Raw genomic sequence first — 14,304 nt, 5'->3', positions numbered from 1 at the left:
ACCCCGCGAGAGGGAATCATGAGTGACAGTAACAACGATGCCCACGGCATCGAGGTGTTCGCGGAAAGCGAGTATCTGCCGGAACAAAGCGACGCCGACCAGAAACGCTGGGCGTTCGCCTATCATATCCGCATCATCAACCGTGGCAGTCGCGGCGCGCGCCTGCTGACCCGGCACTGGATCATCACCGACGGTGACCAGCGCATACAGGAAGTTCACGGCGAGGGCGTTATCGGCCAGCAGCCGGAACTGGCGCCGGGCCAGGAGTTCCGCTATTCCAGCGGCGCCATCCTGGAAACCGCCGTGGGCAGCATGCGTGGCAGCTACCAGATGCTGTCCGAGGACGGCACCTGCTTCAATGCGCCGATCCCGGCCTTCACCCTGGCCGCCGACCGGGCCTTGCATTGACGGCGCTGGACGCTGGACGCCAATGATGAAAAACCGAACTCACCACTCCCCTCAAGTACTGAAAACGGTTATCCATACCGCAATCCTCACGGGCACGGGTTTTAGCGTCCGGCAACCAGCGTCTGGCGCCCGGCATGGCTTCCAGGAGGCCTTCCTATGAGCACCTATGCCATCGGCGACATCCAGGGCTGCCTGGGCCCCTTCGAGGCCCTGCTGGAGCGGATCCACTTCAACGCGGACCGTGATCAACTTGTGTTGGCCGGGGACCTGGTCAATCGCGGCCCGGATTCACTCGGCACTCTGCGGCTCCTCCACGATTTGCGGGACAATGTTCTCACCGTGTTGGGCAATCACGACCTGCACCTGCTCGCGGTGGCCCACGGCCAGGCCCGTGCGAGGGGCAAGGACACCCTGACGCCAATCCTCGAGGCCGAGGACCGGCATACCCTGCTGGACTGGCTGCAGCGCCAACCGCTGCTGATCGACCTGCCCGAATTCAACGCAGTGATGTCCCACGCCGGCATGCCCCCGCTATGGAGCCTGGAACAAGCCCATGAACGAGCCGGGGAAATCACCGCCGTACTCGCCGATGGCGAGCGGGCGCGCACCTTTTTCGCCCACATGTACGGCAACGAACCGGCGGGCTGGCGTGACGACCTGCAAGGGCCGGAGCGGTGGCGAGTAATCACCAACCATTTCACCCGCATGCGCTTCGTCAACGATGCCGGAGACCTGGATCTGGGCAGCAAAGGCGAGGCCGAGCAGCCTCCCGAGGGCTATATGCCCTGGTTTGAACATCCTCGCCGGCGCCACGTTGGGCGCCGCGTCCTGTTTGGCCACTGGGCCGCGCTGGGAGGCCGTGCCAGCGCCAACGACGTGGTCCCCCTGGATACAGGCTGCGTATGGGGCGGGCGGCTCACCGCCCTGCGCCTGGAAGACGGGCAGCGCATCACCTGCGAGTGCGCCTGATCGCCCGCAACCCCATTCCCACACCCTCCCGGCGGTGACCAAGTTCACCGCCTCCGGTTTATCAAGGTGCTCGGGAACCTCTTAAAAAACCTCATGCCGGACTCGACCCGGCATCTCCCGCCGCGAAGTGGCGCGCCCTCCAGAGGGAGACCCCGGATCAGGCCCGGGATGACGAGGTATTTTTCAAAGGTTCCTTAAAAAAATTGATTTTTTTTTGCCGGCCTGGCTTTGACTTGGCGTTCGTTTTGGCGCCATGCTAAAGACAAGGCCGGTCATCGACATCCCGTGACGGGATTCCATGATCTTCGCGCCGCATTCATTTCGTTAAGGGTTTATTTTCATGTAGAAAGTGACGGCTTGACATTCAAGCGCCGCCAGGAGGGAGTGAGGAATGAGCATCATCAGCCATTATCAGGCCCGGTTTGACGCCACTCAGCAGGAAGAGTTGTCCCTGGAGGAGTATCTGGCGCTCTGCAAGAGCGACCCCAGCGCTTACGCCAGCGCTCCCGAGCGCATGCTCATGGCCATCGGTGAACCTGAACTGGTGGACACTTCCAAGGATCCACGACTGTCCCGGATCTTCTCCAACAAAATCATCCGTCGCTATCCCGCCTTCGACGAGTTCTACGGCCTCGAAGAGGTTATCGAGAATATCGTCAGCTACTTCCGACATGCCGCTCAAGGTCTGGAAGAAAAGAAACAGATTCTCTACCTGCTCGGCCCGGTTGGTGGTGGCAAATCCTCCCTGGCGGAGAAACTCAAGGCCCTGATGCAGAAGGTCCCGTTCTACGCCATCAAGGGCTCTCCGGTGAACGAGTCGCCGTTGTCCGTGTTCGACGCCGACGAGGATGGCCCCATTCTGGAAGAGGAGTACGGGATCCCGCGCCGTTACGTACGCACCATCATGTCGCCCTGGGCGGTCAAGCGTTTGCACGAATACGGCGGCGACATCAGCCAGTTCCGGGTGGTGAAATGCTACCCGTCAATACTGGATCAGATCGCCATATCGAAAACCGAACCCGGCGATGAGAATAACCAGGACATCTCGGCCCTGGTGGGCAAGGTGGACATCCGCAAACTGGAGGATTTCTCCCAGGACGATCCGGACTCCTACGCTTTCTCCGGCGGCCTGTGCCGCGCCAATCAGGGCCTGATGGAATTCGTCGAGATGTTCAAGGCACCCATCAAGGTGCTGCACCCTTTGCTCACCGCCACCCAGGAAGGCAATTACAACGGTACCGAGCACATGGGCGCCATCCCCTTCGATGGTATCGTGCTGGCCCACTCCAACGAAGCCGAGTGGCACACGTTCAAAAACAACAAGAACAATGAAGCGTTCATCGACCGTGTCTATATCGTCAAGGTGCCATACTGCCTGCGCGTTACCGAAGAGCAGATGATCTACGAAAAGTTGCTGCGCAACTCCAGTTTGCGCGATGCCCAATGCGCGCCGGACACGTTGCATATGCTGGCCCAGTTCTCGGTGCTGACCCGCATCAACGAACCGGAGAACTCCAGCATTTATTCCAAGGTACGTGTCTATGATGGAGAAAACCTGAAGGACGTGGACCCACGCGCCAAATCCATTCAGGAATACCGGGACATGGCCGGCGTCGATGAAGGCATGGACGGCCTGTCCACCCGCTTCGCCTTCAAGATTCTCTCCAAGGTCTTCAACTTCGATCACTCCGAGGTGGCCGCCAACCCCGTTCATTTGATTCACGTTCTCGAGCAGCGCATCGAGCAGGAGCAATTCCCTCAGGAGCGCCAGGAACAGTTCCATCGTTTCATCAAGGAATACCTGGTTCCGCGTTACGTGGAATTCATCGGCAAGGAAATCCAGACCGCGTACCTGGAATCCTACTCCGAATACGGGCAGAACATTTTCGACCGCTACGTCACTTACGCCGACTTCTGGATTCAGGATCAGGAATTCCGCGATCCGGATACCGGTGAAATCTTCGATCGCCAGTCACTCAACGAGGAACTGGAGAAAATCGAAAAGCCGGCGGGCATTTCCAATCCCAAGGATTTCCGCAACGAGGTGGTCAACTTCGTATTGCGGGCGCGCGCCAACAACAGTGGCCGCAACCCGAGCTGGCTCAGCTACCAGAAGCTCCGTGACGTGATCGAGAAGAAAATGTTCTCCAATACCGAAGAGTTGTTGCCGGTCATTTCCTTCAACCCGAAAGGCAGCGAAGAGGATCGCCGCAAACACGACAACTTCGTCAAACGGATGATGGATCGCGGCTACACCGAGAAACAGGTTCGGCTGCTTTCCGAGTGGTACCTGCGGGTGCGCAAGGCGCAGTAAAGGGCAATGAATAGTGAACAGTGAATAGTGACGCGGGCCGGGCCCTTTTGACATCCTGCCCCGTGCCCGCGAAACACAGTCCCATCGCCCTATCGGCCGAGACTGGAGAGCTCAATGAGTTATATCATCGACCGGCGTCTCAATGGGAAGCACAAGAGTGCGGTGAATCGGCAACGGTTTCTGCAGCGCTACCGGCGACATATTCGTGAAGCGGTCAATGACGCCGTGGGCAAGCGCTCCATCAAGGAAATGGAGCAAGGCGAGCGCATCGTCATTCCTCGCAAGGACATTTCCGAGCCCATTTTCCATCACGGCCCCGGCGGCCAGCGCAACATCGTCCACCCAGGCAATCGGGAGTTTCAGCAAGGCGACCGGATCAAGCGCCCCAGTGGTGGCGGCGGACAAGGTAGTGGCTCCGGCGACGCCAGCAATCAGGGAGAAGGCGAGGACGATTTCGCCTTCGAAATCGACCCCCAGGAATTCCTCAATTTTCTGTTCGAGGATCTGGCGCTGCCGAATCTGGTGAAACGGCACCTGGAAGGCACCCGGACCTTCCAGATCCGCCACGGCGGCATTGTCAGTCATGGCATGCCGGCCAAGATCAATATCGTCCGCTCCATGCGCCAGGCCTCCATGCGCCGGCGTGCGTTGACCGCCGCCAGCCGCCGCCGGCTACGTGAACTGGAAGAGGAGCGGGAAGCCCTGCTGCAGCAGGATCAATCCCCTCAGCGTCAGGCTCGCCTGGCGGAACTGGACGAACATATCGAGCGCCTGCGCCGGCGTATCGATCGCATTCCCTTCATCGATACCGTGGATCTGCGTTACAACCACCATATCAAGGTCCCGGTGCCGGTGAGCCGGGCGGTGATGTTCTGCATCATGGATGTTTCCGGCTCCATGAACCAGGACATGAAGGACCTGGCGAAGCGCTTCTTCCTGCTGCTTTATTTATTTCTGCAACGCAACTACCAGCACACCGAGGTGGTATTCATACGTCATCACACCAGCGCCAAGGAGGTGGATGAAGAGGAGTTTTTCTACTCCCGGGAAACCGGCGGCACCATCGTTTCCAGCGCCCTGAAACTGACCCGGGACATCATCAAGGAACGCTACCCGGTGGAGGAATGGAACATCTACGGCGCCCAGGCCTCGGACGGCGACAACTGGAACGATGACTCTCCCGGCTGTGCCGGGTTACTGGAGAAGGAATTGCTGCCGCGCATGCAGCACTTCTCCTATGTGGAGGTCATGCCCCGCGCCCACCAGGCACTCTGGGACCAATATGAGGGCATCATGGGGCGCCACCCGGACGTCTTCTCCATGGCACAGATCGACGACCCGGCGGATATATATCCGGTATTCCGCCAGCTGTTCCATAAACGCATGGAGGCCGCCTGATGCTCTTGTCCACCGGCTCCGACTGGGACTTCAACCTGCTTGCCCGCTATGACGAGGCGATCTCCGAGCTGGCGCACGGCAAGTACGCTCTGGACACCTACCCCAATCAGATCGAGGTCATTTCCTCGGAACAGATGATGGACGCCTATTCCTCCGTGGGCATGCCGGTGGGCTACCACCACTGGTCCTTCGGCAAGCAGTTCGTGGAGGTGGAAAACCGTTACCGGCGCGGACAAATGGGGCTGGCCTACGAGATCGTGATCAACTCCAACCCCTGCATCGCCTATCTGATGGAGGAAAACACCATCACCATGCAGGCGCTGGTCATCGCCCACGCCTGCTATGGCCACAATTCCTTTTTCAAAGGCAACTATCTGTTCAAATCCTGGACCGATGCCTCGGCGATCATCGATTACCTGGTGTTCGCTCGCAAATACATCGCCGAATGCGAGCAACGCCACGGCGTCAACGCGGTGGAGGACATCCTCGACTCCTGCCATGCCCTGATGAACTATGGGGTGGACCGGTATAAGCGGCCGACGCCGATTTCCGCCCAGGAAGAACGGCGGCGGCAGCGGGAGCGGGAAGCCGCCCTGCAAAAACAGGTCTCCGAGCTATGGCGCACCTTTCCGGACCTGCAGCCAGCAACACAACGGCGCGAAAAGATCGAGCGCTTTCCGTCCGAGCCCCAGGAGAACATTCTTTACTTCATCGAGAAGAACGCCCCGCTACTGGAACCCTGGCAGCGGGAGGTCATCCGCATCGTGCGCAAACTGGCCCAGTACTTTTACCCACAGCGTCAAACCAAGGTCATGAACGAGGGTTGGGCCACCTTCTGGCATTACACCCTGCTCAACGATCTCTATGATCAAAAACAGGTCACCGATGGCTTCATGCTGGAGTTTCTGCACAACCACAGCCAGGTGGTCTATCAGCCGCCTTTCGACTCCCAGTATTACTCCGGCATCAACCCCTATGCCCTGGGCTTCGCCATGTTCCGGGATCTGCGGCGCATTTGTGAGGATCCGGACGACGAAGACCGTTACTGGTTCCCGGATATCGCCGGTAGCGACTGGCTGGCGACCCTCAAATTCGCCATGGAAAGCTTCAAGGACGAAAGCTTTATCCAGCAGTTCCTGTCCCCGCGCCTGATCCGGGAGTTCAAGCTGTTCAGCCTGTTGGATGATACCGAGAAGGAATACATCGAGATCAACGCGATCCACGATGAGCGCGGTTATCAAAAGGTGCGCAACAAACTGGCCGAACAACACAACCTGAGCATCCAGGAGCCGAATATCCAGGTTTACGAGGCCAATGTGCGGGGCGATCGCTCGCTGGTGTTACAGCATGTCCGCCAGCATCATCGTCCTCTGGATGAAAGCAGCAGCCGGGAGGTAATCAAGCACCTGCATCGCTTGTGGGGATTCGACGTGCACCTGGACAGCGTGGACAACGGCACGGTCGTTGAGCGTCAGTCAATTCAGGGTGGGCAATGAATAAAGGTTCGTCGCGGAATAACAAGAATAGCCTCTCTATCGGGGACAACACAGCCCCGCTTCGAGGTAATCGGCAAGCACGAGGTCCTTCCAATCGGCTGGCGATTCGCTGCCAAGGCAGCTTCCCACAGCGGCTTCGTAGCTCTCTGTGGGAAGCTGCCTTGGCAGCGAATATAACGCGTTATCACCCGAATTCAATCTTCCAGGCTTCTTTGCAGTCTTTTCCGAGTTTCTTCACTGAAGCGGGACAGACGCTCATCGGACAACACGCCCCGGGAACGCATGGCAAGCAACTTTAGATAGGCATGATTACGGGTCAGATTATCGAACATCAAGGCGATGTCCTCGTCCTCTTCCCTCAGTAATTTCCACAGCTCCAGATAGCGTTCATGCTCCCTGCCTTCCCGGTCGGCCAGAATACTCTCCGCTTGCCTCAGAATCCGCTCGCAAGCCTCATTGAGCATCTCTCCCTTCAAGGATCTGAGTGCTTTCCAGTCTCTTTCAGGAATGGATGCCATTTCCTCCTCCGTAACCCGTATCAGCCGCGGAGACCGTATTCACGGCCCGTGAGCGGACGGGCCGCTCACGGGCCGCACTTCGATCAATCAACCCGCCAACAGAGTGTTCAGGCGATTGCGAATGGTTTCGGTGCACTCGCTCATGATTTCCTGCACCAGCTCGTCACAGGAAGGAATGTTGTCGATCAACCCCTGCACGATACCGCTGGTCCAGATACCGTAGTCCACATCACCTTCGGTGAGCGATACCTTGCCGCGGGTACCGGCGACCATGTCGCGGATCAGCTCGAACTTCATGTCCTTGCCGGCTTCACGCTCGATCTCGTTGACCTTCTCCGCCACCTTGTTCTTGTAAACACGGGCAGTGTTGCGCAGCGGACGGTACACCAGCGCGGTGTCCAGCTCGCTGGCTTCGACGATGGCTTTCTTGATGTTCTCGTGGATCGGCGCTTCCTTGGTGGCCATGAAGCGGGTCCCCATGTTGATGCCTTCCGCGCCCAGCGCCAGGCAAGCCGCCATCTGCGTGCCGGTACCAATACCGCCGGAAGCAATCATCGGGATATCCAGCACCTTGGCCGCCGCCGGCAGCAGCACCAGGTTGGGTACATCGTCCTCGCCGGGGTGACCGGCGCACTCGAAGCCGTCCACGGAGACCGCGGAACAGCCCAGTTTCTGCGCTTTCAGGGCATGCCGCACGGAAGTGCACTTGTGGATCACGCTGACGCCGTTCTCATTGAACTGGGCCATGAAGGGCTCCGGACTGCGGCCGGCGGTTTCCACCACCTTGATGCCCGCTTCGATGATCACCCGCACGTATTCCTCATAGGGCACCGGCTTGATGGTCGGCAGCAGGGTCAGGTTGACCCCGAACGGCTTGTCGGTCATTTCCTTGCAGCGGCGAATTTCCTTGTCCAGGTCTTCCGGGGTCGGCTGGGTCAGGCCGGTGATGATCCCCAGAGCACCCGCGTTGGAAACGGCGGAAGCCAGTTCCGCATAGCCAACATTCTGCATGCCACCTTGCACGATGGGGTACTCGATGCCCAGCATCTCGGTAATACGTGTTTTCATGAAACTATCTCTCCCGTTAAGCCAGGGGCGGTCGGACAAAGCATCGGCCGGTGACGTCGTGGTGACGGCTGGCGCGCTGGTATCCACATGCCCGAATCAGGCCATGATCCGAATCAAACGATGACGAAGCACTAAACCATGGCCCCAGGCCCGGTTCAATGGTGATAAACGCCATGTAGACTGTCATTTCCCGTCATCGCCTGTCATCTTTCGCCAACCGGAGCCCCGCTTTTGAGACCCCGCCGCACCCGCCGGTCGCCCAGCAAATACAGCGCCAGGGCCATCACGATCACCACCGCGCCGACAAGCACCGCCAGCGCCAGCCGTTCCTCATTGAGCAGCGCGCCCAGCGTCAATGCCAGTACCGGCGTCATCAGGGTAATCAGCGCCACCGTGGCCGCCGGCAGCCGCGCCAGGATCTGGAAATAGCAATAGAATCCCAGCAGTGACCCGAACACCGCCAGGTAAACGATAGCCCCCAGGCCACGCCAGTCGCCATTGAACCCGGCGCCTTCACCGGACCACCAGATCGCCAGGCCATAGCACGGCAGCGAAGCGAGCAAACCGCCCACGGTCTGTTGCATCGGCGCCAGCCCCGCCGCCACCCGCTGCACCGCGATGGCCGACCCGGCGAACAGCGTCACCGCCACCAGCATCCAACCCAACGCCGCCGTGCGCTGATCGCCGCCCTCGCCGAACAGTGCCAGCAAGCTGTCATTGAATACCAGCGCCAGACCCAGCAGACCGAGCACGCAGGCACACCAATGCCAGCCGTTGAGACGACTCCCACCGGGAATCAGCTGCATCATCAATCCGGACAACAACGGCGCCAGCCCGAACATCACCGAAATCAGACCGGACGGCAAAGTCCTCGCGGCTACATAGCTGCATCCCATGGCACCGAAAATACCAGGCAAGGCGGCGGCGTAACTGGCCAGCGCCCGACGTCGCAGGCCAGCCACAGCAGACCGAGCAGCGCCGCCAGCGCCATGCGACTGCCCGCCGCCGCCCAGGGCGGCATGGCCTCGCCACTCCATTTGATCCCCAAAGGCGTGGTGGCCCAAACCGCCACCACGATCAAGTATGCCGACAGGGTATTCATGACCGGCTCCCGCCAAACTTCGCGCTTCCCGGAACCGCGCGAGCACCATGACGTCGCGATACCGGACATCGCGACGGAAGAAGAAAAATAAAGAGCAAAAATGAAAACCAAAGCGGGCCAGCAGACCAGAAAATAACCATTCGAGGTGAATTCGAGCGTATTCCCTGCCCAAGCGGTTTTCCGGCCAGACCAGACATGACATTCTAATGTTTACCTGGAAGCGATAGCGAACACGATGGATATCTATCTTGTCGGTGGTGCGGTCCGCGACGAATTGCTCGGACTGCCGGTCAAGGAGAAAGATTGGGTGGTGGTGGGCGGCACCCCCGATACTCTTTTGGCGCAAGGCTACAAACCCGTGGGCAATGACTTTCCGGTGTTCCTGCATCCGCGGACCGGCGAGGAGTACGCCCTTGCCCGCACGGAACGCAAACATGGCCACGGCCACGGCGGCTTTCTTTTTCACACCGCCGAGGACGTGACGCTGGAAGACGACCTGAAGCGACGGGACCTGACCATCAATGCCATGGCCCGCGCCAGTGATGGCCGCTTGATTGACCCCTACAACGGTCAAAACGATCTCAAGGAACGATTGCTGCGCCATGTCTCCCCCGCCTTCGCCGAGGACCCGCTGCGGGTTCTGCGGGTGGCCCGTTTCGCCGCCCGCTATCACTGGCTGGGCTTTCGCGTGGCCCGCGAAACCATGGATCTGATGACCGATATCGTACTGGCGGGCGAACTGCGGCACCTCAGTCCGGAACGGGTCTGGAAGGAAACCAGCCGGGCACTGATGGAACGCTCACCGCAAACGTTCTTCCGCATCCTGCATGAATGCGGCGCGCTGGCGGAATTATTCCCGGAACTGGCCAACCTGGATGGCATCCCCCAGTCTCCGGACCATCATCCCACCGTGGATGTGCTTACCCATCAATGGCGCTGCCTGGCCCAGGCAGCTCGGCAGAATCTGTCCCTGACCGCTCGCTACGCCCTGCTCTGCCATGATCTCGGCAAGGCCAGCACGCCGCCGGACCGCTGGCCGCGTCATCAGAATTACGAAAGGCAGAGCGAAACCCTGGCACTGGAAATGTCCAAGCGCTTAAGGGTCCCCAGGGAAATGGCGGACGCCGCCGCCGTCATGGCGCGCTGGCAGAACCGTGGGCGTCGCGTCCTCAAGCTGCGCCCGCCACGTGTATGGGAAGTCCTGCACGCTCTGGATGTGATCCGCCGGCCGCGCCGGTTGCGCTTCTTCGTTGACGCCTGCGAAGCCGATTACCGCACCTGCCAGGCCGATCCCAAAGCCCCCTTTCCGCAAGGCGAATTCCTGCTCGGCGTCGCCGAAGTGGTCCGCACCGTGGATGTGGCGGGGCTGCGCCAGGCCGGCCTGTCCGGCCCCGCGCTCGGCCGCGCCCTGGAAAGCAAACGCATTCGCGCCATCCGTCTTTACCGACAGGAGTTCGTGGAAAAATGGCCGCTCCCGTAGCCCTGGTCACCGGTGCCGCGCGCCGCATCGGCGCCCGCATTGCCCGTCGCCTGCACCAATCGGGCCACGATGTGATCATTCACTACCACCACAGCGAAGAACAAGCGCGAACCCTGGTGGACGACCTTAACCGGCAGCGTGCCGACAGCGCGGCTTGCCTGTACGCGGACTTGGTGGTGCCCGGCCAGGTGCGGCAACTGGCCGCCCAGGCCCTGGCTCTGAAGCCCGGACTGCGGCTACTGGTGAATAACGCCTCCCGGTTCTATCGCACGCCTTTGCATCAGGCCAGTGATGAGGACTGGGACCAACTGATGCACAGCAACCTGCGGGCGCCTTTTCTGCTCAGCCAGTCACTGGCTCCGGCCCTGAAACAACATCACGGCGCCATCGTTAATCTGGTGGACGTTTACGCTGAAAAACCCCTGCGAGAACATCCGCTGTACTGCATGGCCAAGGCCGGGCTGGCGATGATGACCCGCGGCCTGGCCCGGGAACTGGGCCCTGAAGTACGCGTCAACGGCGTGGCGCCCGGGCCGATTCTGTGGCCGGAGCAGGGACAGGAATCCCAACAGGCGATTCTTGATGCCCTACCGTTGGGCCATGCCGGCGACCCGGATGACATCGCCAACACGGTGCTCTGGCTCGCCAATCACGCTCCTTACATCACCGGGCAGATCATCGCCGTGGACGGCGGCCGCTCTCTGTCCTTCCCCGGCGCCTGAAGCCGGCCGCCGGGGATTGGCACTGGCGTCCTTTGCCGCTATGGTTAGTAACCAAGACCGCAGCGACGGAGGACGGCCGTGGGGGCCGCCCGTCAAAATATCAACAATGCGGTTGATCCTGTCGACTCAGGGATGGAGTCCAGCGTAGGCCAGCCTTGTCTTACCGTTCCATCCCCCAACCGGGCCGACAACGCCTTATTTCGGTTTAGAGGGATACTCGCATGTCACTTTTCACTATCGGCTCCACCCGTGCGCGGGCGCTGACGCCTGTCTTACTCGCCTCTGCCCTTGCCGCCTGTGGCGGCGGTGGTTCCTCCGGCTCGGGAGGTGGTCAAGAGCCCTTCGTCAGCCTGAATAACGAGAATACAGGCCCGCTGCTCTATCTCGCCCTGGAGGGCAGCCTGGGAATGGTGCCGGTGCAGATGCATGCCATTATGCTCCCCGATTTAGAGGGGGAGTGCACCCAAGGCTCTATCACCGTGGTTTACGGTACCAACGACATTCCCACCAGCGCCACCGCCAATAATTGCACCCTTAGTGGCGAAAACACCGACCCTGTGACCCTGGCGGGCACCGTCCGCTACGACTTTGAAGGTGACTCCACTTTGGAAGTCGACACCAGCGGTTTCAACTTGGTAGCGGGGAATCCTGTAGAGGCCAACATCCTGATCAGTGGAGAATTCGACTACGTTATGGACGCCGTCGATCATTTCGCTGATACGGATCTTCAGATAGATGCTCAGGGCCCCAGCCAGAGTGGCGAAGGCGAATACAACGCTAACTGGCACGTGGAGGATCTTAAAACCACCTGGGACTACTCGTCTGAAAATGTCACCTATACGGTAGAAGGGACGCTCCTGGTGAACGGTAGAAGCGAGAAAGTCAGCATCACCACCGCAGAGCCGCTAACAAGAAACCTGGACCAGGAATTCTGCCCCGAATCCGGCGAGATCCGACTGCGCGGCGCCAACAACACGCACGCCGAGGTTTTGGTGGAGCACCGGGACGGTATCGTCGTGACCATCAATGGTGTCGCCACCAATTACACTTGCGAGCAGTTCGAAGCTTATATGATCGAAGCGGAGAACTCCTTCATTCAGTGATATCGCCATCGGACGCGGGCCAGCGGAACGGCACTTGCCAAAGCCGCTGGCCCTTGAAGTCGGTTTCCGCCAGCAACTCCCGGTAGCGGCGCCCATTCTCCGGGTGCCGCGTCTCCGGCGCCAGATCCGCCAGCGGACGCAGCACGAACGCGTGCTTTAGAATTTCCCCGCGCGGCAGCTTGACGCCATCCACCTCGCCAACCGCATCGTCGTAGGTGAGAATGTCGATATCCAGGGTGCGGCTGGCGAACTTCTTCTCGCCGCGTACCCGGCCGTGACCGCGCTCGATATCATGCAACGCCCTGGCCAGCTCCCCCACCGGCAGCGCCGTATGCAGAGCCACCACCAAATTGAAGAACGGGCTGCCCTTGAAGCCCACCGCCTCACTTTCATACACCGGGCTCAGCCTCAGCTCACCGAACCGCTCCGCCAGCGCATTGAGACCGGAATGGATATTGTGTTGCCGGTCGATGTTGGAGCCGAGACTGAGAAACACCTCCGCCATCAGGAACGCTCCCCGCGCTCGATAATCACGCCAACATCGCGGGCACCGCGCAGGGCGCCTGGTTTGCTCAACCGCAATCGCAGCCAGGGCACATTGAATTCCTCCAGCACCAGCGCCGCCACCTGCTCCGCCAGGGTTTCCACCAGTTGGAATTCGCTTTCCTCGATAAAGGCGATCAGCCGCTTGCTGATGCTTTTGTAGTCCAGGGCGTCATCGATGTGATCGGTGGCGGCGCCCTTGCGGATATCCGCGGCCATCTCCAGATCCAGGCTGACGGTCTGACGGATACGCCGCTCCCAGTCGAAAATGCCGATCACCGTATCGACTTTCAAATCATTGATATAAACGATGTCCATGCTGTTCCTCGGTCCGGCCGCGCGCGGGCCTGATACGCGGTTAGGTTTGGCGCCGCCGCTCCCGGGAGCCTGACCCCGGGGTGACGCGCGACAAGCGGCTTGTGTGTACAATGTCCAGCCTGTTGATTCGGGGATTATAGCCGGTGGTTGCCATGGCATTACAGGAAAGCTGGGGTTGGTTGCTGTCTTTATGCGCGGTGGCGTATCTGCTGGGCTCGATTTCCAGCGCCATCCTGGTCTGCCGCTTGTTCGGCCATCCGGACCCGCGCACCCAGGGCTCCAGCAATCCCGGCGCCACCAATGTGCTGCGCATCGCCGGCAAACCGGCGGCGGCGCTGACTCTGGTCGGCGACGTGCTGAAAGGGGTGCTGCCCGTCCTGGTGGCGACGGCTCTGGGGCTCTCCCCATTTGCCGTGGCACTGGTCGGTTTCTGCGCCTTCCTCGGCCACTTGTTCCCGGTGTTCTTCCAATTCCAGGGTGGCAAGGGCGTGGCCACCGCCTTTGGCGTGCTGTTCCCGCTGCACTGGCCCAGCGGCCTGGTGGCGGGCGCGGTGTGGTTGGTGGTGTTCGGGATACTACGGATCTCCTCGGTGGCGTCGCTGAGCGCCTTCATCGCCGCACCTATCTGCCTGTGGTTCTGGCTGCCCGGCGCCGCGCCGCCGATGGCCGCCCTGACCCTGATCATGATCGTGCGCCACCGCGCCAACCTGGCCAAACTGCTGCGCGGTGAGGAACTGGGGTTCAGGAAGAAAGGTTAGGGGTACCACTTAACGCCAGTTCGCTGCCAAGGCAGCGTCCCACAGCAGCTCCGTAGCCTCTCTCCGTGGGAAGCTGCCTTGGCAGCGAATGGGGTACGGCGAGGGCC

General features: G+C 60.4%; 15 protein-coding genes. 9 read left to right on the top strand and 6 right to left on the bottom strand.

Annotated features, from left to right (window positions below; genetic code table 11):
• Positions 1-18: 18 nt before the first annotated feature.
• From apaG to A6D6_RS04385, 5 genes are all read left to right on the top strand, one after another.
• Entirely contained in the window at positions 19-408 is a 390-nt protein-coding gene (apaG, locus tag A6D6_RS04405) for a Co2+/Mg2+ efflux facilitator ApaG/CorD (protein ID WP_133491943.1), read from the top strand.
• Between the two features lie 156 nt (positions 409-564).
• Complete coding sequence (locus A6D6_RS04400; RefSeq protein WP_159660051.1) at positions 565-1,377, top strand: symmetrical bis(5'-nucleosyl)-tetraphosphatase; 813 nt, start codon at positions 565-567, stop codon at positions 1,375-1,377.
• 391 nt (positions 1,378-1,768) lie between these two features.
• Positions 1,769-3,691 (top strand): PrkA family serine protein kinase, encoded by a 1,923-nt coding sequence (locus A6D6_RS04395; RefSeq protein ID WP_133491941.1) that lies wholly within the window; start codon positions 1,769-1,771, stop codon positions 3,689-3,691.
• A gap of 114 nt (positions 3,692-3,805) precedes the next feature.
• Complete coding sequence (locus A6D6_RS04390) at positions 3,806-5,089, top strand: YeaH/YhbH family protein (protein ID WP_080530538.1); 1,284 nt, start codon at positions 3,806-3,808, stop codon at positions 5,087-5,089.
• Positions 5,089-6,585 (top strand): SpoVR family protein, encoded by a 1,497-nt coding sequence (locus A6D6_RS04385; RefSeq protein ID WP_159660050.1) that lies wholly within the window; start codon positions 5,089-5,091, stop codon positions 6,583-6,585. The genes A6D6_RS04390 and A6D6_RS04385 overlap by 1 nt, the downstream gene beginning before the upstream one ends.
• A 194-nt stretch (positions 6,586-6,779) precedes the next feature.
• On the opposite strand, the gene A6D6_RS04380 is transcribed toward A6D6_RS04385, so the two are convergent.
• The 4 genes from A6D6_RS04380 to A6D6_RS21810 form a co-directional block, all read right to left on the bottom strand.
• Positions 6,780-7,103 carry a hypothetical protein gene (locus tag A6D6_RS04380; protein WP_133491939.1) on the bottom strand — a complete coding sequence of 108 codons (324 nt, stop codon included), beginning with the start codon at positions 7,101-7,103 and terminating at the stop codon, positions 6,780-6,782.
• Between the two features lie 87 nt (positions 7,104-7,190).
• The gene (locus tag A6D6_RS04375) at positions 7,191-8,171 is read right to left on the bottom strand and encodes an NAD(P)H-dependent flavin oxidoreductase (protein WP_159660049.1); all 981 of its coding nucleotides are present in this window, start codon (positions 8,169-8,171) and stop codon (positions 7,191-7,193) included.
• A 203-nt stretch (positions 8,172-8,374) separates the two neighbouring features.
• Positions 8,375-9,067, bottom strand: coding sequence for a DMT family transporter (locus A6D6_RS04370; RefSeq protein WP_236563981.1), 693 nt, complete (start codon positions 9,065-9,067; stop codon positions 8,375-8,377).
• On the bottom strand, positions 9,049-9,273 hold the full coding sequence (locus tag A6D6_RS21810; RefSeq protein ID WP_236563980.1) for a hypothetical protein: 225 nt from the start codon (positions 9,271-9,273) through the stop codon (positions 9,049-9,051). Before A6D6_RS21810 ends, A6D6_RS04370 begins: the two co-directional genes overlap by 19 nt.
• 235 nt (positions 9,274-9,508) lie before the next feature.
• Here A6D6_RS21810 and A6D6_RS04365 point away from each other — a divergent pair, with 235 nt between their 5' ends.
• The 3 genes from A6D6_RS04365 to A6D6_RS04355 all read left to right on the top strand — a co-directional run bounded on the left by A6D6_RS04365 (position 9,509) and on the right by A6D6_RS04355 (position 12,578).
• The gene (locus tag A6D6_RS04365; RefSeq protein WP_133491936.1) at positions 9,509-10,753 is read left to right on the top strand and encodes a multifunctional CCA addition/repair protein; all 1,245 of its coding nucleotides are present in this window, start codon (positions 9,509-9,511) and stop codon (positions 10,751-10,753) included.
• A complete protein-coding gene (locus tag A6D6_RS04360; protein WP_159660048.1) occupies positions 10,738-11,475 on the top strand; it encodes a pteridine reductase in 738 nt (245 codons plus the stop codon). Before A6D6_RS04365 ends, A6D6_RS04360 begins: the two co-directional genes overlap by 16 nt.
• Before the next feature lie 221 nt (positions 11,476-11,696).
• Positions 11,697-12,578, top strand: a complete 882-nt coding sequence (locus A6D6_RS04355; RefSeq protein ID WP_133491934.1) for a hypothetical protein — start codon at positions 11,697-11,699, stop codon at positions 12,576-12,578.
• On the opposite strand, the gene folK is transcribed toward A6D6_RS04355, so the two are convergent.
• Both folK and folB read right to left on the bottom strand, forming a co-directional pair.
• Positions 12,568-13,083, bottom strand: a complete 516-nt coding sequence (folK, locus tag A6D6_RS04350; protein ID WP_159660047.1) for a 2-amino-4-hydroxy-6-hydroxymethyldihydropteridine diphosphokinase — start codon at positions 13,081-13,083, stop codon at positions 12,568-12,570. The two genes, A6D6_RS04355 and folK, sit on opposite strands and share 11 nt — an antisense overlap.
• The gene (gene folB / locus A6D6_RS04345) at positions 13,083-13,439 is read right to left on the bottom strand and encodes a dihydroneopterin aldolase (RefSeq protein ID WP_014993332.1); all 357 of its coding nucleotides are present in this window, start codon (positions 13,437-13,439) and stop codon (positions 13,083-13,085) included. The genes folK and folB overlap by 1 nt, the downstream gene beginning before the upstream one ends.
• Before the next feature lie 152 nt (positions 13,440-13,591).
• Between folB and plsY the strand changes: the two genes are divergently transcribed.
• Positions 13,592-14,197, top strand: coding sequence for a glycerol-3-phosphate 1-O-acyltransferase PlsY (gene plsY, locus A6D6_RS04340; protein ID WP_166643055.1), 606 nt, complete (start codon positions 13,592-13,594; stop codon positions 14,195-14,197).
• Positions 14,198-14,304 lie beyond the last annotated feature (107 nt).

The sequence above is a fragment of the Alcanivorax xiamenensis genome (assembly GCF_009846745.1).
Classification (GTDB): Bacteria; Pseudomonadota; Gammaproteobacteria; order Pseudomonadales; family Alcanivoracaceae; genus Alloalcanivorax; species Alloalcanivorax xiamenensis.
Note: the sequence above shows the minus strand (reverse complement) of the source record. Positions and strands in the feature narration are given on the sequence as shown.